Source organism: Mesorhizobium sp. CCNWLY176, assembly GCF_037153935.1.
GTDB lineage: Bacteria > Pseudomonadota > Alphaproteobacteria > Rhizobiales > Rhizobiaceae > Mesorhizobium_M > Mesorhizobium_M zhangyense.
The window spans coordinates 356,416-380,826 of record NZ_JBBBDZ010000001.1; the positions used below are offsets into that span (position 1 = coordinate 356,416).

Sequence of the window (24,411 nt, forward strand, 5' to 3'; positions counted from 1 at the left end):
CGATCGCCTTTTGGGGAGGAAACCATGGCTCGCACCATCAACGACCTTAAGCAGCCGATTTCGGCACTGCGGGCCCTGGCCGACGACGCTGGCGCGGCTGGTATAGGCAGAAAAAGCGGACGCAAGCCTGCCGCCGGGCAAGCCCATGTCAGCGGAGACACCGAAGCGCCGCTCTGGGACCTGACCATTCCGCAGCTTCTCAAGCAGACGGTCGCCCGTCATGGCCAGCGAGAGGCAGCCGTGTTTCGCGAGCAGGGCCTGCGCTGGACCTATCAGGAACTGGACCGGCGCGTCGACGCATTTGCGGCAGGGCTTTTGGCGCTCGGCATCAGGGCCGGCGACCGCGTCGGCATCTGGGCGCCGAACCGCGCCGAATGGATTCTGACGCAGTTCGCCACTGCCCGCATCGGCGCGATCCTCGTCAACATCAATCCGGCCTACCGCGTCACCGAGCTCGAATATGCGCTGAACAAGGTCGGCTGCGTCGCCCTGGTCCTCGCTCCCACATTCAAGTCGAGCGACTATGTCGGCATGCTGCGTCAACTGGCGCCCGAACTCGACGATGCGGCCCCGGGCAAGCTGCATGCCGCGCGGCTGCCCAGCCTGCGCATCGTCATTGCCATGGGTTCCGAGCCGATGCCCGGCATGCTGGGTTTCGACGAGGTGTCGGAGAAGGGGGGCGCCCGCGACCGGCTGAAGCTCGACGGCATAACCGCCAGTCTCTCTGTCAACGACCCGATCAACATCCAGTTCACCAGCGGCACCACCGGCGCGCCGAAGGGCGCGACGCTGACCCACCGCAACATCGTCAACAACGCCCGCTTCGTCACCGGCACGATGCGCCTCACCGAGCAGGACCGCCTTGCCATTCCCGTCCCGCTTTATCACTGCTTCGGCATGGTGATGGGCGTGATGGGCGCGGTGAGCTACGGCGCGACCATGATTTTCCCGGGGGAAGGTTTTGAGCCTGTCAGCGTGCTCGAAGCCGTCAGCAGCGAGCGCTGCACCGCGCTTTACGGCGTGCCGACGATGTTCGTCGCTCAGCTGGAGCATCCGCGTTTCTTCGAATTCGACCTGTCCAGCTTGCGCACCGGCATCATGGCCGGTTCTCCTTGTCCCATCGAAGTGATGAAGCGTGTCGTCTCCGACATGCATATGAGCGAGGTGACGATCGCCTACGGCATGACCGAGACCAGCCCGGTGTCGTTCCAGAGCAATGTCGACGATCCGCTCGACCGCCGCGTCTCGACCGTTGGCCGCGTCCATCCCCATGTCGAGGTCAAGCTGGTCGACGAAACCGGCTCGACCGTTGCGGTCGGCGTCCCCGGCGAACTCTGCACACGTGGCTATTCGGTCATGCGCGGCTACTGGAACGACGAGGAACTTACCAAGCAATCGATCGATCCAGCCGGCTGGATGCATACCGGCGACCTTGCCACCATCGACGCCGACGGGTTTTGCAACATCGTCGGTCGGGTAAAGGACATGCTCATCCGCGGCGGCGAGAATGTTTATCCCCGCGAAGTCGAGGAGTATCTGTACCGCCATCCCAAGGTCGAGCAGGTTCAGGTGTTCGGTGTGCCCGACGAAAAATACGGCGAGGAAATCTGCGCCTGGGTCGTGTTGCGCTCTGGCCAGACCGCGACGGAGGAAGAGCTGCGTGCCTTCTGCCGCGGCCAGATCGCCCACTACAAGGTGCCTCGCTATGTGCGCTTCGTCGCGGAACTGCCGATGACCGTCACCGGCAAGGCGCAGAAGTTCAAGATGCGGGAGACGATGATCGCCGAGCTCGGCCTGCAGCAAGCCAAGACCGCTTAAGCCTGCGCCCGCCGGCATGTCCAACCAGCCGTTCAAATGGCATCCATCGAGCAGGCGGAACCGGAGCAATTCTTCACGGCGCCGCAGCCCGAGCGTGCCCCGTATTTCCTTGACCAGATTATTCATTGATCCGCTCCGCTCTATCGTCGCGCCGATTCCCTGCTGAGCGTAAACGGCGATATGAACGCGGCTCTAAACCGTTGAGGCCGCCGCTGAGCTTGCGGCGGGTGGTCGGTGTGTCGACCCCTATGAGACGATGGGCATCAGGATCGCCATCCCGATTTTTGGAGTTTGCCTACCGCATTGCTTGGCGGTATGGATGCTGCGGCATTGCTTTCATCGCGTTTGTCGGCGGTCCATCTGGGGTCTTGGCCCCTTATGCTATCGGCCGAGCGGAGGCCAATCTGAAGACTGCTAACATATGAACCAAGTCATCGTCCGTTGGCGGTGACACAAGTGCAGCCGTGACGCACGAACAAAGAGGCTGACGCATGAGCACTTTCGGGCTCCACACTTTCGCCGTTGCACCGGTATGGGATATCGCCCGCATCGACCCGCAGATGGATCGGCTCAAGGAGCACGGCATCGGCCTGCTCGAAATCCCGCTGCTGAGACCGGAGGAAATCGACACGAAGCGAACGCGGTCCTTCGCCGCGCACTACAGAGTGGAGCTGTTTTGCTCACTCGGACTGCCGGCTTCGCTGGATGTTGTCGAACGGCCGGAAGAGGGGCTTGAATACCTGGAGTCGGCATTTCGCGTTTGTGCGGAAGTCGGCAGCTTCGGGTTAGGCGGCGTAACTTATGGAACTATCGGCAAGACAACCGACCGCGCCCGCACGAAAAAGGAGATCGATAGCATCTGTCGTTTTCTGGAACGGGCCGCAAAAACTGCAAAAGCATATGGGGTGAAAATCGGCATCGAGCCACGCAATCGCTATGAGACGCATCTGATCAATCGCGGCATCGATGCCGCGCGGATCATCGAGCGGATCGGCGCGGAAAACATCTTCATCCATCTCGACACCTATCACATGCATATCGAGGAAGAGAGCTTTGCCGCAGTCTTGGAGACCGCTGCCCCATATCTCGGCTATGTCCAGGTTTCGGAAGCCAACCGGGGTGTGCCCGGTAGAGGGATGCTGAATTGGGACGCGGCGTTCAAGGCCATGGCGGATGTCGGCTATGAAGGTCCGATCACGCTCGAAAGCATGAACCGTGTCGACGCCGATGTTGCGGGCAAATCAGACGTGTGGGGCTCGGTCGCCGAGAATCCCGATGATGTCATCGAAGTTGGGCTGCCGTTCCTGCGCGAAGCGGCGCGTAAGGCTGGACTTACGCTTGGTTGAGCAGGATGTCAGCCACCAGACGTTCAGCGCGCGCTTGCCTTCGCGATTGCCGGACGGGCTGGCAGCTTCTCGATCTCTTCCGGCGAAAGGTGTTTCACATCGTTCCAGTAACGTGACTTGGCCGAGTTGAGCAGTCCGTGCGGATCGAGCCTTTTCTTCCAGGCCAAGTGGCGGAAGTCCGGCTTCATCGAGCCACCTTCGACATAGGGCACATGCGGATTGGATGGCGGGCAACCGTGTTCATCGTAGATCCGCATCAGCTCGAAAAGACGCTCGTCGCTGGAGTAGCGAACGACCGGCAGATCGAAGGCGACGAGCTCACCGTTGAGCAAGGCGAACTCGTGATGCATCAGAACCTCATCGCCGAATATCGCCTGCAGCGTATCGATCTTTGAGCTGTCGAGCGGGGCTTTGAATGTCACCTGCAGATAGGTCACGTTGCGATCGTTTTTCAGAATCTGCAAGGTCGTGTGGTTATAGGAAAACTCGGACATGCCTGGCAGGCCAGCCTTTTCCATCGCATCCCGGTCCAGTGCGAGTTCAATCGTGCCGCCTTGCGCCTCTGCCAGCTTCGCCAGCTCCCCCTGGCCGGCGTCGTCCACCAGCGCCAGCAGCAGTGCGCGACCTTTGCCGCCGATCCCGTCCAGGCGACGTATGGAGCCTGCTATTCGCGCATCGATCGTCGTCAGCAGCTTGAGTTCGAAACCCCGGCTCTTGCCCACTGCGATGCCGGCCTCGAAGGCCTCGCAGTAGGTCGGGAAGGAAGCGATGACGTTGATCCAGTTGCGCGCCGGAACGGTGCGCAACACCAGATCGGTGATGACACCGTTCAGCCCCCATGCGTGATGGATCGCTCGGATATCGTCGCCCTTGAAGACATGCCGGTGAGGCGGGTTCTCCATCGACAGGACCTCGATCGAATCGATGTTTCCGCCATCGCGCAGCATTCCGTGGGTGATCGATCCGATGCCGCCCGAACCGCCGGCGATGAAGCCGCCGATCGTGGCGATGGCTTCGGTCGAAGGGAATATGGGCAGTTCCCGGCCTTGCTCGTGCAGAGCTTCATTGATCGCGCCGATCTTGCAGCCTGCCTCTACGTGCACGGTCGTCTCGGCGATATCGAGGATACGGTTGATGCTAGTCATGTCTATGATGAGGCCGCCGTCCATCGGCACGGCCTGGCCGTAATTGCCGGTGCCGCCGCCGCGCAGGACGGTCGGCACGTTCCATTCGACGGCTGTGGCTATGCAGGTTTCCAGTTCGGAAATATTCTTTGGTGCGACAACCAGATCGCCGAAACTTCCGGCAAGTTCGCGATTGAGGATCGGGCTGTACCAGAAGAAGTCGCGGGAGCGCTTCTTAACGATGGATGGCGTGTCGAAGGAGTCGACAGCGCCCAGCGCATGACGGAAGGCCTGCCAATCGATCGTCGATTTGCCTGAAATGGACATCATGACTCTCGTTTTTCCTGCCCGTCTGACCGCCCGACCACATCCATTTCCCGGCAGAAGCGATCGAATTCGGAGACGAATGCCGCGAAGTTTCTGGCGGTGGTGGAAAGCAGCTTTTCGCCCATCTCGACCGTTGCGGCAGCGGCATTGCCGCAGGCTCCATCCTTGTTGAGATCGTCGATTTCCCAGGCTGGTCTCGCACGGCCTGCCGAAAGCCCGATATGCCGATAGCTCTCCTGCCAGCCCTGCGCGGCGTTGCCGAAATCCGCCGCTCGTTCCATGACGACGCGCTCGGGCTTGATCGCCAGCATGGCGCTGGTTTCGACCAGTCCGGCATGGATGCCGTATGCCTGCTCGGTCTTGTCCCTCAGCGTTTCGGCCTCGTTGAAATTGTACCAGTGGCAGGTTGCGGTCTGCAGGCCGAACTTGACCTTGAGATCGCGGGCAACGATGTCGAGAACCGGGCTATTGCCGCCGTGCCCGTTCAGAAAGACGAGCCGGCGGACGCCTGCGCATGCGACGCTTTCGCCGATCTCCATGAGAACCCGGATCAGCGTTTCGGCAGAAAGCGTGAGCGTTCCGGCGATTGCCGCATGCTCGTTGCTCTTGCCGTAGACCATGGTCGGCAGGAACAGAACCGTCAGGTTGGAATGAATTAGCGGCAACGCGCGCTCGACGACCGCATCGACAAGATCCGCATCGACAGAAACCGGCAGATGCGGACCATGCTGCTCGATCGCACCGATTGGCAGGACGGCGATCGTCCGGTCGCTGTCGAGCGACGCGAAGTCATGACGTGTCAGATCCGCCCAGCGGGCGCTGCGACCGCTCATGCATTTGCTCCGTGTCGTGCCTCGGTCATCCCTTCACCGCGCCACCGCCGACACCCGAGACGAGGTGTCTCTGCAGGAAGAAGAAGACGATGAGTATGGGCGCGGCTGTGATGACGCCGCCGGCCATCAGCACGCCCCAGTCCGTGGTGTACTGGCCGATCAACCCGCTGAGCCCGAGGGGCAGGGTGCGTTTCTTCTCGCTGAGGATGAAGGTGCTGGCATAGAGGAACTCGTTCCAGGTGTGGATCATCACCCAGGTGGCGACCGCGACGATGCCTGGGCGCGCCATCGGCAGGATGACCTTCCAGAATGCCTGCCAGCGGGTGCAGCCGTCCATGCGGGCAGCGTCTTCCAGAGAGAACGGCACCTGCGAGAAGAACCCGCGCATCAACCAGACACAGAGCGGCAGCATGTAGCTGAGGTAGACCGGAATGAGGCCGTAGAGACTGTCGAGCCAGCCGAGATAACGAAGCTGGACGTAGAAGGGGATGAGCAGCAGCACCGGCGGGAACATCTGCCCATAGAGCATGAACAACGGCAGCATCACCGAGCCCTTGAAGCGGTGGCGTGCCATGGCATATCCCGCCGTCACCGATATGAGGACGCTGATGATCGTGACGCTGATCGTCAGGATGAGGCTGTTCAGGGCGAAGCGCCAGAACTGCGCACCGACCAGAAGATCGATGTAGTTCTGGAACGTAATGGCATGCGGCACGAGGTTTGGCGGCCGCTGGAATATCTCGTCCTTGCCGCGTATCGAGGTTGCGATCATCCAGTAGAACGGAAACACCGACCAGACGAAGGCTACCCACAAGGTGGCATAGGTGAGAAACTTGCCCAGTGGCTTGGGCAGGCTCAAGCCAGATCGAATGCGCGGCATTGCGACTCTTTTCGTCGGGCGTTCGTGAATGGAGGCGATCTGCATGGTCAGTCGCCCTCACGTGCCTGGATGAGTTTGAGATAGATAGTCGTCGCGATGACGAGACCGACGAAAAGCATGGTCGCGACCGCCGATGCCATGCCGAGATCGAAGCGCTTGAAGCCGTATTTATAGGCCAGCGTGAACAGGATCTCGGACGAGTTCAGCGGCCCACCTTCCGTCATCAGCCAGATCGCATTGAAGTTGTTGACCGTGAGGATAAAGGTCAACACTGCGGCAATGGCGAAGGAAACGCGTATCTGCGGCAGGATCACATGCCACAGCTTGCGCCAGCCGGAGGCGCCGTCCATGGATGCGGCTTCAAGGATGGAGCGCGGGACGAGTTGCAGCGCTGCGAGAAGCAGCAGCATGACGAACGGCGTACCCTTCCAGATGCTCTCTATCGTCACTGCGTAAAGCGACGTCGCCGTATCGCCAAGCCAGGGATGGTAATCGTCGATGATACCCAGCCGCAGCAGCAATTCGTTGGCGATGCCGACGCTCGGATCATACATCCAGCGCCAGGTCAGCACCGCAACGACACTCGGCACGACCCATGGCACGAGAATGCCGGAGCGGAAGAAGCCGATGCCGGGTATGGCCCGATGCAGCAGTAGTGCCAGCACCAGGCCGAGACCCAGCTGGGCGACGATATTCAGGACAACCCAGACCAGTGTGTTCCACGATGCCTGAAGAAAGACGGGATCGGCGAAGACGCGCTCGAAATTGCGCAGGCCGACAAAGTTCATCTTGCCGCTGCCGAGCGTCCTCAGCGTTACGTCGTAGAACGCAGAAAGGATGCCGTAGACCAGCGGGTAAACCACGACGCCAACAACGACAAGCACTGCCGGCAGTACCATAAGATAAGGATAGATGCGCGCACCCCGTCCGGTCTCGAACATGGACGACCAGGTCTTCTTGAGTTCCTGACGGGGCGAGGTGCGCTTCATCATTTGCCGCTACTGTCCCAGCAGGCCCTGGATGGCTGTTGCGGCTTCGGCCATGGCGTCCTTTGCCGGCTTGCCGCGAAGCACGGAGTCCCACACATTCGCGATGATCTCGTTGTGAATCTGACTCCACGCCGCGACGACCGGGCGTGCCTTTCCTGCGTCGGCCTGCTGCATGAATGGCCGCTGCTTTTCCGGCAGCGCAGCGATCGCTTCAGGCGTGGTTGCCGCAACAGTCGCTGAAAGCCGGTTGTATTTATGCATGAGTTCCACGCTGCGCGGACCCGTCAGCCAGCGTGCCAGCTGCCAGCTTGCATCCTGAACCGAGGAGTTCGCGTTGATCGCCAGATTGTAGCCGCCGATAACGGTGGCAGCCTGCTTTCCGGTTGGCAAAGGATGGACGGAGAATTCGAGCTTGGGATTACCCTTCTCAAGCGCCGACAGCGCCCAGTCACCGCTGATCAGCATGCCGGCACGCTCCTGGATGAAGGGCGCGTTGACCTCGTCCCAGGACCCTGCGGTAAGCACGGATTCCGGCATGGCGTGATTTTCGGTGTAAAGTTTGGCGAGAAAATCCACCGCGTCTACGGCGCCCGGCTCACCGACGCGAACCTTGCCGGTTTCGTCGATGATGTCGCCGCCATTCTCCCAGATGAAGCTGTAGAGCTGGAACGCGCCCATGCGGCTGCCGCCGAAGGTCAGACCATAGGTATCCTTATCCTTGTTCGTCATGGCAACGGCGGCCTTGTGGAACTCGTCCCAATTGGCTGGCGCCTTGTCTATGCCCGCTTCCTTCAGCATCCGGTCGTTGACGAAAAGCGCGACATTGTTGGTGTAGAGCGGCATCGCATATTGGCGCTGGTCGAAGCGTCCGCTGGCAAGCGGTCCGGCCTGATATTCGGCCGCGAACGGTTTGGATTTTTCGGAGAGATCGGCAATCAGGCCTGCATCAGCCAGGCCCGCGACCCAGGCGATGTCGAGCGCCATCACATCCGGTCCTGCACCGCCCGACAGAGCAACGAAGAGGTTCCGCTCCATTTCCATATGCGCTACCGGCTGGACTTCGACCGTATGCCCGGTTTCCTTCTCGAAGGCCTTGATCTCGGCGTAGATCGGCGCGTCAGGCCCTGAGGCAAGCGGTGAATTGACCCAGAATACGATGTTGTCGGCCATGGCCGGCGAAAGGCCGAGGCCAATGGCGATGGCAGCGGATACTGCGCTCTTTCTGAGAAATTTATGTACGGTCATGTCGTCTCCTCCACTGTTGACGTCAATCCTGTCGTGTCGACTTCTCCGTCGTTCTATCCAGGACGATTTCCATAGGTTTGCCGTGAAGCGGCGTCGCCCAGATGATGTCCGGGCCGAACCAATCTTCGATCGCCGCATCCTGGCTGTTCGGCTGCCGCTCTGCTCCCCCCACGATGCGCCCGCGACCGCTCGACCCGACTATCCCGACACGGTCTACATTCCAGCCAGGCTCCACATGGTCGATCGAAAGGCGATCGGCACTGTCGGGATTGACGAAAACCAGCATGGAAGCACCGCGTGACGCGGCGTCCGTTGCAAGCGGCAGCCTTGCGCCTGAGCGAATGAAGATCGGCATGTTCTCAAGCGGAACGTCATGAACCCGCCAGGCAGGGCCATTGACCCATTCTCCTGCCAATACGTCGTACCAGTCGCCGGCAGGCAGATAGATCGCACGCGTGTTGCCATAGAAGGCAACAGGCGCGACGAGTATGTTATCGCCCAGCATGAATTGCTGATCCCAGTCATTGATGCCGCGCCAGTCGATTTCAGGGAATGCCAGCGGCATCATGCGCAGGAGCGGTAGCCCACCGTCGGCTGCCTGGCGGCCATAATGCTGGAAGACGGGAAGCAGTGCGAGATGAAGTGCGGCGAAACGCTTATATGTGCGCGCCGAACTGTCGCCCATGTCCCACGGCTCCCGGCAGCCGAGACCGTGAAGCATCATCAGGGGCGTGAAGCAGGCGAATTGCGCCCAGCGTGCAAAGACCTGTGGGGTCGGCGTGCCGAAGTAGCCGCCAAGGTCGCTGCCGATAAAGGACCAGCCTGAAAGACTGGCGCTCTGGACGGCGCGGATCGCCGACGGCAGGCCGGTCTTGGGGCAGAAATCCGAAGTCTGGTCGCCACTCCAGATCGGCGCACGAATGCGAGGCGAACCCGAGCGGCTGATGATCGCCGGCGTGCCGCCGTCGAAGGCGTCGATGGTGGCTTCCAGATAGTAGCGAACGAAGGCGTTGTGCGCTCTGCCGCCGGTTTCTCCCGACATGAGAACCGCATGTTCGGGCAGTTGCTCGCCGAAATCGGCCTTGAAGCCCTTTATGCCTTGTTTCAGTAGGCCGCGCAGGCTGTTCGACCACCATGCGCGGGCTTTCGGGTTGGAGAAGTCGATGAGCGCAGCGATGATGTTGGGGTTGGCTCCGGGGCGCCGCGTGATCAGTTCGCCCGCGGCATCGACGATCACGTAGCCTTGTGCCTTGGCATATTCGAAAGAGCGCGTACCGACCACCACCCAGGGGCACAGCCAAAGATAGATGTCGGTGCCATCCCTAGCGAGGTCGGCAATCATGCCATCGGCGTCCGGATATTTCTGCGTGTCGAAGGCGAAGGAATGAACCTCGCTCGACCAATAGGCATCGATCAGCTTGACGCCCATCGGCAAGCCCAGGCCGGCATGGCCTGCCACGTCAGCGGCAACCGTTTTTGCGTTTTCGATCCGCCAGTCGCCAGCCTTCCAAAGACTGAAAAAGCTATCCTCCGGCATCAATGGCGGGCCGATACGGTCAATCAGCTGCGTGTAGAGTTCGGACAAATCGCCCAGATGAATCTCGAGATCGAGACGATCGCCCTCGACCTGGATGCGAAACACGTTCGGATCGAAGGAAGGGGCGACATGAAAAACAGCCGGCGCTTCTTCGGGCAGGAACACTGCATAGCCAAGTGTCGTCGCGATCCATGGGCTGGGCAGATAGGTTCCGTTGCCGAGCCCGAAATTCTCAAGGTAGTAGCGCACCGACTGGCCGCGCAGATCGAGTGTTTCGAACCTTTCGCCGCCGCCGAAGGCCTGGAAGATTTTCGGGACCGCGAAGGCAATCTCGATTGCCGAGGCGTCCGCTTTTGAGGCGATGATGCAGATGCTTCGACCGTCGTCACCGGCGCTTACGTCGACTTTTCCGTCGGGCATTTCGCCGAAGGGCACAGTCGTCCAAGAGCCCCCATCCGCGCGCCAGCCAACCGAGACGGGACGATGGACCGCACCGCGCGGCAGCAGATCGGCAAACGGCGTGCGTCCGGTGTCAAGCATGGTCGACCTTCAGCCCAAGCTGGCGCCCGAGGTGGCGCACTGCATTACCCCAATGACCGTAAACGGCGGTGACGTGATGCTCGTAGCCTTGTTCGATGAAATTCCGGATGAATGCTTCCGCTTCCATCGTCGCGGGACGAAAATAGCCGGCGGCGCGGTTGGCCTTGGAGCGCTCCGCCTCGATCTCGCCTTCAGCCACGAAAATCCGGATCTCGCCGTCATTTCGCAGGGAAAGGCGCACCAAGGTCATCGCGCCGGCGCGCAGCGGAAAGCTCTCCTGTTTCAGTACCGGGTCGAGCGAGCGGGGGCCGTCCGAAAGGCGCGGGCTGACGCCATAGTGCCAGAGCACCAGCCTGTTGTTGGCGCGGTCGATGCCGGAAATATCGGTCAGGAACGGCAGCGACGAGGGATCGAAAGCGCGGATGGCGAGGGCGGTCAGCGCGCCCATCACATCGCCTTCCGGGGCGATTGGCACAGCACGGTCGGACAATTCGCCGAGTGCGGCCCAGGTGCCGCGGAAATTTTCCGCATAGAGAATTTCGGGCCAATCGCGAATGGCGATGGCATCGGCCTTTACCCGGTCAAGACCCGCCTCCAGGCGGGCATAGGTGCGGCCGAGCGTGAGCCGCCCGTTCTCGGCGTTGCCGTCTTCGAAATGGGCGTCGGACCAGCGTTTGGCCGCGACCTTTTCTGAGGCCTCGTCGGCTTTGCAGTCTTGGAGGAAACGGACCAGGGTCGTCTGCTCGATGGTTACGTCGAGCGCTTGCTTCAGCCCCCAGGGGTCGGCCGCCAGATTTGTGAACCAGTAGGCATGCGCACCGAGCAGGGCAATGCGTGCTCCGGTAATGCTTGCTCTCGCACGCGCGGCCGCACTGAAAGCCGCAAGCTCATCGACGATCGCGGCATCGCCGGGATTACCAAGCAGCAGGGTGAAACGGCGGCCGAAGCGGTTGAGCGTCGATGCCCAGAGCTGCGCCCCGCACAATGAGTTCGTCACGATCTCATTGGATTCTTCCAGTGCCCAAAGTGCTAAGGGCAGCTGGCGGTTTCCGATCTTGTCGAGAACCTCGTGCAGAAGCTCGGCCGTACAAAACGTCGAAAGCTGGATGACGAGACCGTCGAGTTGGTCGAGATCCAGCGCCTTCAGAGCCTCGGCGCAGCTTTCACGATCCCTTGCAAGTTTTTCCGCAACCTGAAGCCGGCCCGTCAGCCGTTTGTCGACAGCAAGTTCCTGCGTGCGATTGATCAGCGCCTTGGCCGCAGTTTCGGAAAACAGAGCCGAAGCAACGAAGAGGACGCCTATTTTTCGGCTGCCGGCCACGATGCTTCCGGTCCGGTGCAAGATCGTCATCAGGCATTCTCCCCCAGCGCCGCCTGGGGCTCGGCTTTTGCCTCAAGCCCGCCGCCACGCACGAAACAATAGGCTGCGTAGTAGAGCGCCGCCTGCGGGTCGTTGCCGATCGACGGTGCGATGAAAGAAAGTTTGAGCCGATCCTGATCGAAGCCGCCAAGAAGGCTTTCGTCGAGGCCTTCCAGGATTGCATCGCGGTCTCCGACCGGCATCAGCGACGGCCAGCCACTGATCACAACAGATGAGACGGGATGCAAATTCAGTGCGTTGCCGAGACCAAGACCCAGCAGGAAGAGACGTTCGCGAAGGCTTGTTCGGATGTCGTCTCCGAGATCAAGCGCTTCGATGAACCCGTCGCCTTGATGCAGCACCTCGCTCTCGGCGATACCAATGATCTTCGAGACGGCTTTCAAGGAGGTGTAAGCTTCAAGACAGCCCTTATGGCCGCACCGGCACGCATGCCCGTTGCGCTCGATGACCATGTGCCCGAGTTCGAACGGCGAGAAAGTGTCGATAGGAGCCGTTTCATTGACGACCACGCCGGCCACGCCATGGCCGACGAACAGGAACAGGTGATCGCCTTCGATCGGGTAGGCGGCAGTGCTGGAATATCGATGGAAGGCGGCTTGCGCGATGACCGAGTTGGTGATCGACAGCGGGACGCCTTCCAGAACCTCGGCCAGAAAGGCGCGCAGGCGTTTCATGTCCCAGGTAAAAATCGGATTGGTATTTGCGCTGCTGTAACCCGGAATGGACAGTGCCGCCTGCCGGATGGAAATGCCCCGCTTGCCGGTCCATTGCGTCATCGTGGCAAGGCAATTGCCGAACAGCCGCTCGAATTCCGACTGTTTCAGTTGCGGCGAGGCTGGCATGCGTTCGACATAATCGATGGTACCGGCGAGATCGCCGATACCGAAGGAAAGCCTGTCATTCGACAGTTCAATGCCGGCGACCGCTATATTCTTGCTTAGTGTAACAAGAGCGGTCGGACCGCCGACATAAGGCGCCGGACGGCGAATCTCCTCAATGATGTCTTCACCCCGCAATTCCGTCAGAATGCGGGAAATGCTTGCTTCCGTAAGCTGCGCATCCCTTGCAATCAGCGGCCTGAAGGCTCCTCCGCTGCGCAAAAGGCTTTCGAGGACGACCGCTCTGGTCTCCCTTCTGCTCCTTGGTGCAAAGCGTCCAGACATCGAGTTTCCATGATATTTACACTGTGTAATTATTGTGCTTTAGAAACAGCGAATGTCAACACGGGAGTGAGAAGAAAGTGGCAGGGTTGACACTGCGCTCCGTCCAGAAGCGGTTCGGAACGGTCGAGGCCGTGAAAGCCGTGGACCTCGAAGTGGCCGACGGCGAGTTCATCGTTCTGGTCGGGCCGTCAGGCTGCGGTAAAAGCACATTGTTGCGCATGATCGCCGGCCTGGAGGAAATCTCCGGCGGTGAAATCCTGCTCGACGGACGCGACATCAGCGCCGTTGCGCCACGCGACCGCGACATGGCGATGGTGTTTCAGGATTATGCGCTCTACCCGCATATGACGGTCGCCGAGAACCTTGGCTTTGCCCTGAAAATGCGCGACCTGCCCGCTGGTGACATCGCGCAAAGCGTTGCGGATGTCGCCAAAATGCTCGAACTGGATGCGCTTCTGGAACGCAAGCCTAAGGCGCTTTCAGGCGGGCAGCGCCAGCGCGTCGCGCTCGGCCGCGCCCTCATCCGGGAGCCGGAAGTGTTCCTGTTCGACGAACCCTTGTCGAACCTCGACGCGAAGCTGCGTGTCGGCATGCGCATGGAAATCCGCAAGCTGCAGATGGCGCTGCGCACCACCAGCATCTACGTCACGCACGACCAGATCGAAGCCATGACCATGGCCGATCGCATCGTGGTCCTGAAGCTCGGCGAAGTGCAGCAGATCGGCACGCCGATGGATATCTATGAAAGGCCGACCAACAGCTTCGTCGGGACTTTCATCGGTTCGCCGCCGATGAGCCTGCTGCCTGCCGAACTGCGCCGGGAAGGCGATGAGGCCTGGCTGGTCTTCGGCAAAGGACAGGAAGTCAAGCTGCCGGCAGCCCGCATGAAGGCTTTGGAATCCGTCGATCGCGTCGAGGTCGGGTTGCGCTCGGAGCACGTCTCCCTTGTGTCACAGAGGCGCGGCGCTGGAAGCGCTTTCGACTTCTCATCCGACATTGTTCTCGTCGAGGATCACGGCGCGGATTCGATCGCAGTCGTCCTGCTCGGCGGTCGCGAGATCATGGCGAGGGTCAAGCCCGGCGCGGTGCATGTCGGCGACAAGGAGTGTCGGTTCCACCTCGACGTTGATCGCATTCATCTGTTTCATCCCACCACAGGTGCGGCTCTTGTCTGAGTACAGGGCGGGCGAAGTGTTTTGTCTTGGCCTGGCGATCCAGGACATCATCATGAGCGTCGCCGAGATACCGGCGCAGGCGCTGAAGATCTACGCAAAGTCGCGCCGCGAAGTCGGCGGTGGACCGGCAGCCAATGCCAGCGTCGCCATCGCGCGGCTTGGCGGAAAGGCGATCTTCGCCGGCCGTCTGGGCGAAGACACTACCGGCGTCGCGCTTCACCGGGAATTGAACAGCGAGGCTGTCGATACACGCTGGCTCAGGCATTTTGCCGGGCACCGGTCGCCGGGATCGGTCATTCTGGTCGATGGCTCGGGCGAGCGGTTGATCGTCGCCTATGCCGATCCCGATTTGCCCGACGATGCCGAATGGCTGGAACCAGAGAACCTCGGCGGCGCCGTCCTTTGCGACCTGTCGTGGCCAAAAGGTGCGCTCAAGACATACGAGGCAGCACGGTCGCAGGGCATTCCGACAGTGCTCGACGCGGATATCTCGCGGCACGGTCGCGATGCAATCGCGCCGCTTGTCGATATTGCAGAATATGTCGTCTTCTCGAGGCCAGGTCTTGCGCAGTTTTCCGGGACGGACGACATCGAAGCCGGGTTGAGGCTCGTTGCCGGATTACAGCACAAGCTGACAGGCGTTACCGATGGCGCAGGTGGTCTCTATTGGCTTTGCGAGGGCAAACTGGCAAACGCGCGGCCGCCATCGGTGCATGTGGTCGATACGGTCGGAGCGGGAGACGCGTTTCATGGCGCCTTGGCGCTGGCGTTGTCACATCGCTGGCCGATCGAGAAGGCTATTGCTTTCTCGAATACCGTTGCCGCACTCAAATGTGCGATGCCCGGAGGGCGGGTCGGATTGCCGACCCGGGCCGACATCGTGCGTTTCGACCCTTCGTTCGATCTACCTTGAAGTGTCATTCGACGCGGGTTAGCAGCCGGCCGATCTGGAAAGGAAAGCCTTTCTTTATCGCAGCGGGCTTGCCAAACAGGGTGTTGCGGCACTACGTCCACTCGCACGGGATCGCCTCGTGAGCGATCCTGTCCTCATGTCAAATTGAACAGGAACCTCATCCGTGGCCAATACCGACGTCAGTTACCCCGACACGCAGCTTTTCATCGATGGCGAATGGCGATCCGGAGTTGAAGGCAAGACCATCCCCGTCCTGGACCCGGCTACGGGCGAGGTTATCGGGAAGATCGCGCATGCCACGAAGGCCGATCTGGACGCGGCCCTTGCTGCAGTCGATCGCGGTTTCAAAGTTTGGAGCGCGACTTCGGCATTCGAGCGTTCCAAGATCATGCGCAAGGCGGCCGATCTTTTGCGCGAGCGGGCCGACAAGATCGCCCGCATCATGACGCGCGAGCAGGGAAAGCCGCTGGCCGAAGCCAAAGGCGAAGTGCTTGCTGGCGCCGACACCATCGACTGGTTCGCGGAAGAAGCTCGCCGCACCTATGGCCAGATCATTCCGGCGCGCACCATTGGCGTGTCGCAGATGGCGATCAAGCTGCCGGTCGGCCCTGTCGCCGCCTTCACGCCGTGGAACTTCCCGATCAACCAGATCGTGCGCAAGCTTTCTGGTGCGCTCGCTGCCGGCTGCTCCATTATCGTCAAGGCGCCGGAAGAAACCCCTGCATCGCCGGCAGAGCTGATCCGCGCTTTCGCCGATGCAGGCGTGCCGAAGGGCGTCATCAATCTCGTCTACGGCGTTCCAGCCAAAATCTCGGAATACCTCATTCCCCATCCGGTCATCCGCAAAATCTCGTTCACCGGCTCGACGCCGATCGGCAAGCATCTGGCGGCACTGGCCGGGCAGCACATGAAGCGCGCGACGATGGAACTCGGCGGCCATGCACCGGCGATCATCTTCGAAGATGCCGATCTCGGCGCAGCGGTAAAGGTCTTGTCAACGTCGAAGTTCCGCAATGCCGGCCAGGTCTGCGTGTCTCCGACGCGCTTCCTCGTGCAGGACGGCGTCTATGACGGGTTCCTGGAAGGCATCACGCAGGCTGCGAAGGCAATTCGTGTCGGCAACGGCCTCGAAGAAGGCACCCAGATGGGACCGCTGGCGAATGAGCGCCGTATTCCCGCGCTGGAAGCTTTGATTGCAGACGCGGTCGCGCAAGGCGCTGAAGTGAAAACCGGCGGACGGCGCATCGGCAACAAGGGCAATTTCTTCGAGCCGACCGTCATCGCCAACGCTCCGAAGAGCGCGCGGATCATGAACGAGGAACCCTTCGGCCCGGTCGCGATCGTCAACCGCTTCTCCACGCTTGATGAAGCGATCGACGAAGCCAACCGGCTGCCTTTTGGTCTGGCGTCCTACGCCTTCACCACATCGGCTGCGACAAGCCAGGCGCTGGGCATGAAGGTCGAAGCCGGCATGACCACGATCAACCATAACGGGCTCGCCCTGCCGGAAGTGCCTTTCGGCGGCACGAAGGACTCAGGCTACGGCACTGAAGGCGGCTCGGAAGCGATCGAAGCCTATCTGACGACGAAATTCGTCTCGCATTTCGCGGCTTGATCGTTAGCAGCGACCAATATCCAGTAATGTAACTGAGCACCCCGGCATCATCGAGAAAGATGCCGGGGTGTTTTGCTGTCAACTCATTGCTTTGCAGCAGCGGGGCTCGAGTCTCGACGGCCGGCGTTCGTCGCGCCGAGGGTCTTCAAAACGGCTTCCTTCAGACGCTCCGTAAACATTTCCACCACGCGGCTTTTGGGTGCCTGCGGCGGGCGTATCGCCAGGTACGAAACAACTATGTCCGGCTTGAAGGGCAGGATGGTGAGTTCGCCGCCGAAGCTCAAAGCACTGATCTCGTCGACGATGCCGACGCCCATGCCCTTCGCGGCTAAAGCGCAGCAATTGGCGATTGACGTCTCGATCGGGGATTTGAAAGTGACTGCGTTCCTTCCGGCTATCTGCTCGAAGCTGATGCGCAACGGTGTCTTGCGGCCCGGAATGATCGCCCGGCAATCCGCCATGTCTTTCACGCTGATGGCTTCGTTTCGCGCCAGCCTGTGATCGGGGGAAAGAACGGCCACGGCTGTCGTCTTCGCGATCAGTTCGCCAGGTGGTCCCTTGCGTTCGGCACCACCGAAGACGAAGCCGACATCATATTGGTGGCTGGCGATCATATCGGTGATGTGATTGGTGCTTTCGGTGTCGAACACGATCGAGATATCCGGCATCTCGCTGGTCAAATCGGGAAGAATTTCATTGGCGCATAGCGGCGAAAGCGCCGGCACCGAACCGATGCGCAGGAAGCCGCCCTTGGCGGTCTTGATGTCGTCGGCGGCGCGGCCGATCTGGTCAAGGCCGAGATAAAGGCGCTCGACCTCGCGATAGAGCTTGACCGCCTCGTCGCGCGGCGCGAAACGGCTGCCCTCGCGCTCGAAAAGTTTGAGCTTCACTGCATATTCGAAATCGCGAATGAGCCGGCTCACGGCCGGCTGCGTGATGTTCATGAGCTCTGCGGCCGACGTTATCCCGCCCGCCAGCATCACATTGCGAAAAGCCTCGACCTGCCGTGGATTGATGCGCATTTCGGAAACTCCGGGGGCATAACATTTTGTGATGCAACTAACATCAGATGCGATTTTCTTTCAATCAGGGGAGTCGCTAGGCTCAAAAAATAGGCAAGGCCTGCCGCTTGGATGAGCGCCGGCTGACTGCCTCGGAGGAATTCGGGAGAAGCGTTCAACATGAAGATTTCCACTATCGCGACTTTTGTCGCGGCGACGATGGCTGCTGTGCCCGTTGCCTATGGCGCAGAGCTCAAGGTCGGGCTTGCTGCCTCGACGACATCCATGGACCCGCAATTCTACGTCAACGGTCCGAACAGCGCGATGGCGCGCAACATCTTCGACGGTCTGGTCAATCAGGACGACAAGCAGCAGGTGCAGCCGGCGCTCGCCGAGTCGTGGAAGGTCATTGATGACACGACCTGGGAATTCAAGCTGCGGCCGAATGTGAAATTTCATGATGGCAGCGACTTCACGGCCGACGATGTCATAGCTTCAATCAAGCGCGTCGCGCTGGCCTCGCAGAACAGCCCGAGTTCGTTCGAAGCCTATGTCAAGGATATCGTCGATGTGACAGCGGTCGACCCCATGACCGTGCGCATCACCACCAAAGCGCCGACGCCGCTTCTGCCCAACAACCTCAGCCGCATCGCCATGCTGCCGGCAGAACTGGAAAAGACCCCGACACAGGATCTGAATTCCGGAAAGGGCGTCATCGGCACTGGCCCGTTCAAATTTGTCTCCTGGGCGCCGGACGACCACGTCACGCTCGAACGCTTTGACGGCTATTGGGGTGAGAAGGCTGCCTGGGACAAGGTTACCTTCCGCGTGTTCAAGAACAGCAGCGCCCGCGTCGCAGCCATCCTGTCGGGCGATGTCGACCTGATCGAAAGCATCCCGACAGCCGATACACGCAATCTCGAAAAGTCCGACAAGCTGAGCGTGATCTCGGTTCCCGGCAACCGCATCATGTATCTGCATATGGACCAAGGCCGCGACGTGTCGCCCTTCGCGGTCGGCGCCGATGGCAAGAACCCGCTGCAGAAGGTCGAAGTCCGCAAGGCGATGTCGCTCGCCATCAACCGCGAGGCGCTTGTCGATCGCATCATGGACGGGCAGGGCCTGCCGGCCGGGCAATTGGTGCCTGAGGGCTACTTTGGCCATTCGCCCGATCTGAGCGTCGATCCCTATGATGCACCGAAGGCCAAGCAGATGCTTGCCGATGCCGGTTACCCGGAGGGCTTCAAGCTGACCTTCCACGCAACCAACGACCGCTACCCGAACGACTCCAAGATCGCCCAGGCTATCGGCCAGATGTTCAGCCGCATCGGCATCAAGACCGAAGTGGCGACTTTGCCGGGCAGCGTCTACTTCACCCGCGCCTCGGCGCTGGAATTCAGCCTGATCATGGGTGGCGCGGCTGTCGAGACCGGCGAAGCTTCGGGCGTTCTCGGACCGCTGCTCGAGACCTATGGCGAGAAGGCGGGGCAGGGCAATCGTGGGCGTTATTCGAACCCGGAGTTCGACAAGGCCCTGATCGAAGCCCGCTCGACGCTGGACAATGATAAACGCGAAAAACTGCTCCAGACGGCGATGGACATCGCCATGAAGGACGATGGCGTCATTCCGATTTTCTTCCTGGCCAATACGTGGGCGACGAAGAAAGAGTTCACCTACCAGGGTCGCTCGGATGGCTACACGCTGCCTTACTATGTGAAGCAGGCGAACTGAACCGGTTGTCCTCCCAAGGCAAGCGCGAGGGCTCCATGATGTCTTTCAGCGGTGTATTTCCCTATCTCGTCTCGCCTGTCGATCAGGCCGGCGAGATCAAGGTGAAGGTGCTGTCCGACCTCGTGGAGCACCTCGTAGGGATCGGCGTCCACGGCCTGACGCCGCTCGGCAGCACGGGAGAATTCGCTTATCTGTCGCGCGAGCAGCGCCTCGAAGTTGTGGAGACGGTGGTCGCCGCCAATCGCCGCCGGGTTCCGGTGGTGGCAGGCGTTGCCTCGACGACGGTTCGCGATGCCGTGGAGCAGACCGAGAAAATGGTCGATCTCGGCGTCGATGGCATCCTTGCGATACTGGAAGCCTATTTCCCGATTTCGGATGAGGGCGTCGAGCATTATTTCCGGTCGATCGCTTCAGCCGCCAAGGGCAGGCCGGTGGTGCTCTACACCAATCCGCAGTTCCAGCGCTCGGACCTCAGCCTGCCGGTGATCGAACGGCTGAGCATGGTCGACAACATCGGTTATATCAAGGACGCCTCGACCAATACCGGACGGCTCCTGTCGATCATCGAGCGCACGCGCGGCCGGATGGAGGTGTTTGCCGCTTCCGCCCACATCCCGGCAGCCGTGATGATGATCGGTGGCGTCGGCTGGATGGCGGGGCCTGCCTGCATCGTGCCGAAGCAGAGTCTGGCGCTCTACGGGGCGGCGCGCGCCGGCGACTGGACCAAGGCGATGGAGTTGCAGCGCCCGCTGTGGCGGGTCAACGAGATTTTCGCCAAATACTCCATTGCCGCCTGCATCAAGGCTGCCCTGGAATTGCAGGGGTTCGACGTGGGTGATCCTCTCCCGCCGCAAGCCCCATTGAATGAAAGCGCCCGTGCCGAAGTGGCCGAGGTGCTGCGAAGCGTCGGCGCTCTCTAAAGCCCGTTTCGCTCCAATCGAAGGTAAGTACAGACAAAATGACGGCGACTCCGATCATCATTGATTGCGACCCCGGTATCGACGACGCGATCGCGATCCTGACGGCATTCGTTTCGCCGGAGCTTGAAATACTCGGCATCACGCCGGTTTGCGGCAACCAGCCGCTTGAGCGCACGGTCAGGAATGCGCTCCAGATTTGCGAACTCGGCCACAGAGCGGACGTGCCCGTTTTTGCCGGCTGTTTCCGCCCGCTGTTTCGCGATCCTATCTACGGCCAGTTTCACGGCGAGAGCGGCCTCGGCAACACGGTTCTGCCCGGGCCAGCCAAGAAGATCGAGGAAAAGAGTGCGGTTGATTTCCTGATCGAGAGCTGCGAAGCGGCGGCGAAAAGCGGCAGGAAGATCACGCTGTGCACGCTCGGGCCGCTGACGAATGTCGCCGTCGCGCTCAGGATGAAGCCGGCCATCGCCGAAGGCATCGAACGTATCGTGATGATGGGCGGTGCCTTTCGCGAAGCCGGAAACCGGACGATCACTTCGGAATTCAACATCCTCGCCGACCCTCACGCCGCCCATATCGTGTTCTCGACCGATATTCCCATCGTTGCACTGTCGCTCGATGCGACGCATCAGGTCATCCTGACACCGGAGCATGCGGAAAAATTCAGCGGCTCCGCCGGCCGCCTCGCCAAGCCGCTCAGTGAGATGATGGCTTTCTGGGATCGCAACGACGTGCGCCGCTACGGCTCGCGTGGCGGTCCGCTGCACGACCCTCTGGTCATCGCCTATGTGCTGGCGCCGCAGCTCTTCGAAACGCAGACGGCGCGGGTTTTCGTGGAGCATGAAAGCGAGCTCTGCATGGGCCAGACCATCGCCGACTGGTATGGCAAGTCCGGCAAGAATCCCAATGTCGAGATTGTCACCAAGGTCGATGCTAAGGGTGTCTACGACCTCTTCCTCGACCGCTTGTCGCGTTACGCATTGGAGGAAGTGCGTTGAGCCCGCATCGCATCATCATCGACACCGATCCGGGCGTAGACGACGCCATCGCGATCTTGCTTGCGTTGGCCTCTCCCGAGATCGAACTTCTGGGCATTTCGGTCGTTGCAGGTAATGTACCGCTTGAAGCTACGGTCTCAAACGCCTGCAAGATCATATCCTTGTCGGGATGTGTTGACGTGCCGATCTACGCCGGCGCGCCCGGGCCGCTGGTTCGCGAACAGGTGTATGGCAAGTACGCTCACATAGGTGCTTTCAGCGACACGCTAGTGCCACCGGCCAGTGTCCGCCCGCAGGAAGAGCATGCGGTCGATTTTCTCGTCCGCATGACACGGCAGGCCGCCGCCGACAACGATCCCATCGTCATCTGCGCCATCGGCCCGATGACCAATCTTGCGCTGGCGCTTGTGCAGCATCCCGATGTCGCGCGCGGCATTCGGCAGGTCGTGTCGATGGGTGGCGCATTCACAGCCCTTGGCCACAGGACGCCATGGGCCGAATACAACATCTATGCCGATCCGCACGCCGCGCAGATTGTTTACGCGTCCGGCGTTCCCGTCGTGGTGATGCCTCTCGACATGACGTTTCAGGCGCTGATTACAGAGAAAAACATCACCGCCATCGGTGAAAACGCCGGTGCCGCCGGCGCTGCGATTGCAGGGCTCCTACGCACTTTCGACCGAAGCGACATGCAGCGTTTTGGCAGGCCGGGCGGCCCAATTCACGATGCGACCACCATTGCCTGGCTGCTCGAGCCCGAAATATTCGAGGGCAGGGCGGCAAGTGTCGGCGTACAGGTATCCGGCAAGACCGCCGGCTATACCTATGCAGACTTTTACGGCAAGACCGGGCTTCCGATGAATGCCACAGTCATGAACGGTATCGACGAGGCCCGTTTCCTCGAGATGCTGGAGGAGCGCCTCAGCATCTATGGAGCACGGGCGCTGAAAGAGGTGAGCGGATGACGTCCTATCTTCTCAATCGAACGCTTCAGACCATCCTTACACTGCTCGTCATGTCGGTCCTGGTGTTCGTCGGCGTCTATAAGATCGGCAATCCGGTCGACCTTCTCCTCAGCACGACGGCGACGCCCGCCGAGCGGCTGCAGGTCATCCAGTCCTTCGGTCTCGATCAACCGGTGTGGGAGCAGTACTGGACCTTTCTCACCCACGCTCTTTCCGGCGATCTCGGCAATTCCTTCGTCTTCAACCAGCCGGCGCTGACGCTGATCCTGCAGCGCATGCCGGCGACGCTCGAACTGGCCTTCGTCGCGCTGTTAATGGCGCTGGTCATCGGCATTCCGCTCGGCGTCTATGCCGGGCTCAAGCCGAAGGCGTTGGTGTCGAAGTCGATCATGACCTTCTCGATCCTCGGCTTCAGCCTGCCGACCTTCTGGATCGGCCTGGTGATGATCCTGGTGTTTTCCGTCAAGCTCGGTTGGCTGCCGGCGTCCGGACGCGGTGAGACCGTCGATCTCTTCGGCGTCCCGGTGAGTTTCCTGACACTTGATGGGCTTTCGCATCTTGCGTTGCCGGCGTTCAATCTCGCCTTGTTCAAGATATCGCTGATCATCAGGCTCACCCGCGCCGGCGTCATGGAATGCCTTCAGCTCGATTTCGTGCGCTTCGCCCGCGCCAAAGGCCTTTCCGAAACGCGCATCGTACTGGTTCACGTTTTGAAGAACACACTGATCCCGCTCATCACGGTCATTGGTCTGGAGCTTGGATCGCTGATCGCGTTTGCCGTCGTTACCGAAACCATCTTTGCATGGCCCGGCATGGGCAAGCTTATCATCGATGCCATCAGCGTTCTCGATCGCCCGGTCATCCTCGCCTATCTGATGATCACCGTCGTCATGTTCAGCATCATCAACCTCGCCGTCGACATCCTCTATTCGATCGTCGATCCGCGTGTTCGCCTTGAGGGAGATTCCTGATGAGCAACGACGCGAATCCCGGCAACTCCGTCCATTCGCGAGACGGCGCTGACGCGGAACGGGCATCCCGCTCTCCGTTCCGCGCCACACTGGGCGCTCTGTTGCGCGACAGGCTAGCGCTGACCGGCATCATCATCGTGACGCTGCTGGTGCTGGCCGCGCTGTTTGCGCCGCTGATCGCGCCGCAGAACCCTTATGATCTGGCGCAGCTCGATATCATGGACAACCGCCTGCCGCCGGGCTCGGAAAGCATGAGCGGCCTGTACTACCTGATCGGCACCGATGACCAGGGCCGCGACCTGTTCAGCGCCATCCTCTACGGCCTGCGCACCTCCATCATCGTCGGCATATCGAGTGCGGCCATCGCACTGGTGATCGGCGCCTCGCTCGGCCTGCTCAGCGCTTACGCCGGCGGCAAGACCGACGCGATCCTGATGCGCATCGTCGATATCCAGCTGAGCTTCCCGGCGATCCTGATCGCGCTGATCTTCCTCGCCATTCTGGGGCAGGGGGTCGACAAGATCATCCTGGCGCTGGTGATCACGCAGTGGGCCTATTATGCCCGCACCATTCGCGGCTCGGCGCTGGTCGAGCGGCGGCGCAGCTATGTCGATGCGGCACGCTCGATGGCGCTGCCGGACCGGAGCATCCTGTTCAGGCATATTCTGCCCAACTGCCTGCCGCCGCTGATCGTGGTGGCCACCATGCGCGTCGCCTATGCGATCATGCTGGAGGCGACGCTGTCCTTCCTCGGCATCGGGCTGCCGGTCACCGAGCCCTCGCTGGGCCTGCTGATCTCCAACGGCTTCGAATACCTTCTGTCGGGCGATTACTGGATCAGCTTCTTTCCCGGCCTAGCGCTGCTTCTGCTCATCGTCGGCATCAACCTGATCGGCGACGCGCTGCGCGATATCCTCAACCCCAGGCGGGAGGGCTGAG

At 60.8% G+C, this 24,411-nt stretch carries 20 protein-coding genes; 11 read left to right on the plus strand and 9 right to left on the minus strand.

Annotated features, from left to right (window positions below; all coding sequences use genetic code 11):
* The first annotated feature begins 24 nt into the window (after positions 1 to 24).
* Together WBQ96_RS01595 and WBQ96_RS01600 are read left to right on the plus strand one after the other, a co-directional pair.
* Entirely contained in the window at positions 25 to 1,818 is a 1,794-nt protein-coding gene (locus WBQ96_RS01595) for an AMP-binding protein (RefSeq protein WP_336546868.1), read from the plus strand.
* Between the two features lie 491 nt (positions 1,819 to 2,309).
* Positions 2,310 to 3,164, plus strand: a complete 855-nt coding sequence (locus tag WBQ96_RS01600) for a sugar phosphate isomerase/epimerase family protein (protein ID WP_336546866.1) — start codon at positions 2,310 to 2,312, stop codon at positions 3,162 to 3,164.
* A gap of 23 nt (positions 3,165 to 3,187) precedes the next feature.
* Here the strand turns inward: WBQ96_RS01600 and WBQ96_RS01605 are convergent, their stop codons facing one another.
* From WBQ96_RS01605 to WBQ96_RS01640, 8 genes are read right to left on the minus strand one after another with little or no spacing between them, the layout of a single operon-like run.
* On the minus strand, positions 3,188 to 4,618 hold the full coding sequence (locus WBQ96_RS01605) for an FAD-binding oxidoreductase (RefSeq protein ID WP_336546864.1): 1,431 nt from the start codon (positions 4,616 to 4,618) through the stop codon (positions 3,188 to 3,190).
* Positions 4,615 to 5,448 carry a creatininase family protein gene (locus WBQ96_RS01610; protein WP_336546862.1) on the minus strand — a complete coding sequence of 278 codons (834 nt, stop codon included), beginning with the start codon at positions 5,446 to 5,448 and terminating at the stop codon, positions 4,615 to 4,617. Before WBQ96_RS01610 ends, WBQ96_RS01605 begins: the two co-directional genes overlap by 4 nt.
* Before the next feature lie 25 nt (positions 5,449 to 5,473).
* On the minus strand, positions 5,474 to 6,328 hold the full coding sequence (locus WBQ96_RS01615) for a carbohydrate ABC transporter permease (protein ID WP_165117256.1): 855 nt from the start codon (positions 6,326 to 6,328) through the stop codon (positions 5,474 to 5,476).
* Between the two features lie 47 nt (positions 6,329 to 6,375).
* Positions 6,376 to 7,320, minus strand: a complete 945-nt coding sequence (locus tag WBQ96_RS01620) for a carbohydrate ABC transporter permease (protein ID WP_336546860.1) — start codon at positions 7,318 to 7,320, stop codon at positions 6,376 to 6,378.
* Between the two features lie 6 nt (positions 7,321 to 7,326).
* Entirely contained in the window at positions 7,327 to 8,562 is a 1,236-nt protein-coding gene (locus WBQ96_RS01625; RefSeq protein WP_165117252.1) for an ABC transporter substrate-binding protein, read from the minus strand.
* 22 nt (positions 8,563 to 8,584) lie between these two features.
* Positions 8,585 to 10,639: a TIM-barrel domain-containing protein gene (locus WBQ96_RS01630; protein WP_336546858.1), complete on the minus strand. Its 2,055-nt coding sequence runs from the start codon at positions 10,637 to 10,639 to the stop codon at positions 8,585 to 8,587.
* Positions 10,632 to 11,990: a hypothetical protein gene (locus tag WBQ96_RS01635; RefSeq protein ID WP_336546856.1), complete on the minus strand. Its 1,359-nt coding sequence runs from the start codon at positions 11,988 to 11,990 to the stop codon at positions 10,632 to 10,634. Before WBQ96_RS01635 ends, WBQ96_RS01630 begins: the two co-directional genes overlap by 8 nt.
* Positions 11,990 to 13,183, minus strand: a complete 1,194-nt coding sequence (locus WBQ96_RS01640; RefSeq protein WP_336546854.1) for an ROK family protein — start codon at positions 13,181 to 13,183, stop codon at positions 11,990 to 11,992. The genes WBQ96_RS01635 and WBQ96_RS01640 overlap by 1 nt, the downstream gene beginning before the upstream one ends.
* A 77-nt stretch (positions 13,184 to 13,260) precedes the next feature.
* On the opposite strand from WBQ96_RS01640, the gene WBQ96_RS01645 reads away from it, so the two are divergent.
* The 3 genes from WBQ96_RS01645 to WBQ96_RS01655 all read left to right on the plus strand — a co-directional run bounded on the left by WBQ96_RS01645 (position 13,261) and on the right by WBQ96_RS01655 (position 16,886).
* Positions 13,261 to 14,358, plus strand: a complete 1,098-nt coding sequence (locus WBQ96_RS01645; RefSeq protein ID WP_336546852.1) for an ABC transporter ATP-binding protein — start codon at positions 13,261 to 13,263, stop codon at positions 14,356 to 14,358.
* Positions 14,351 to 15,271, plus strand: a complete 921-nt coding sequence (locus WBQ96_RS01650) for a PfkB family carbohydrate kinase (RefSeq protein WP_336546850.1) — start codon at positions 14,351 to 14,353, stop codon at positions 15,269 to 15,271. The genes WBQ96_RS01645 and WBQ96_RS01650 overlap by 8 nt, the downstream gene beginning before the upstream one ends.
* Before the next feature lie 163 nt (positions 15,272 to 15,434).
* Positions 15,435 to 16,886 (plus strand): NAD-dependent succinate-semialdehyde dehydrogenase, encoded by a 1,452-nt coding sequence (locus WBQ96_RS01655; protein ID WP_336546848.1) that lies wholly within the window; start codon positions 15,435 to 15,437, stop codon positions 16,884 to 16,886.
* A gap of 83 nt (positions 16,887 to 16,969) precedes the next feature.
* Here WBQ96_RS01655 and WBQ96_RS01660 read toward each other — a convergent pair whose 3' ends face one another.
* Complete coding sequence (locus WBQ96_RS01660) at positions 16,970 to 17,908, minus strand: LysR substrate-binding domain-containing protein (RefSeq protein WP_336546845.1); 939 nt, start codon at positions 17,906 to 17,908, stop codon at positions 16,970 to 16,972.
* Between the two features lie 159 nt (positions 17,909 to 18,067).
* Here WBQ96_RS01660 and WBQ96_RS01665 point away from each other — a divergent pair, with 159 nt between their 5' ends.
* The 6 genes from WBQ96_RS01665 to WBQ96_RS01690 are packed head-to-tail and all read left to right on the plus strand — an operon-like array spanning position 18,068 to position 24,410.
* Complete coding sequence (locus WBQ96_RS01665; protein WP_336546843.1) at positions 18,068 to 19,618, plus strand: ABC transporter substrate-binding protein; 1,551 nt, start codon at positions 18,068 to 18,070, stop codon at positions 19,616 to 19,618.
* 38 nt (positions 19,619 to 19,656) lie between these two features.
* Positions 19,657 to 20,538: a dihydrodipicolinate synthase family protein gene (locus WBQ96_RS01670; protein ID WP_336547251.1), complete on the plus strand. Its 882-nt coding sequence runs from the start codon at positions 19,657 to 19,659 to the stop codon at positions 20,536 to 20,538.
* Between the two features lie 38 nt (positions 20,539 to 20,576).
* Positions 20,577 to 21,536 (plus strand): nucleoside hydrolase, encoded by a 960-nt coding sequence (locus tag WBQ96_RS01675; protein WP_336546841.1) that lies wholly within the window; start codon positions 20,577 to 20,579, stop codon positions 21,534 to 21,536.
* Entirely contained in the window at positions 21,533 to 22,501 is a 969-nt protein-coding gene (locus WBQ96_RS01680) for a nucleoside hydrolase (RefSeq protein ID WP_336546840.1), read from the plus strand. Before WBQ96_RS01675 ends, WBQ96_RS01680 begins: the two co-directional genes overlap by 4 nt.
* On the plus strand, positions 22,498 to 23,472 hold the full coding sequence (locus WBQ96_RS01685; protein WP_336546839.1) for an ABC transporter permease: 975 nt from the start codon (positions 22,498 to 22,500) through the stop codon (positions 23,470 to 23,472). The genes WBQ96_RS01680 and WBQ96_RS01685 overlap by 4 nt, the downstream gene beginning before the upstream one ends.
* A complete protein-coding gene (locus tag WBQ96_RS01690) occupies positions 23,472 to 24,410 on the plus strand; it encodes an ABC transporter permease (protein WP_165117230.1) in 939 nt (312 codons plus the stop codon). Before WBQ96_RS01685 ends, WBQ96_RS01690 begins: the two co-directional genes overlap by 1 nt.
* The last annotated feature ends 1 nt before the right edge of the window (position 24,411 follow it).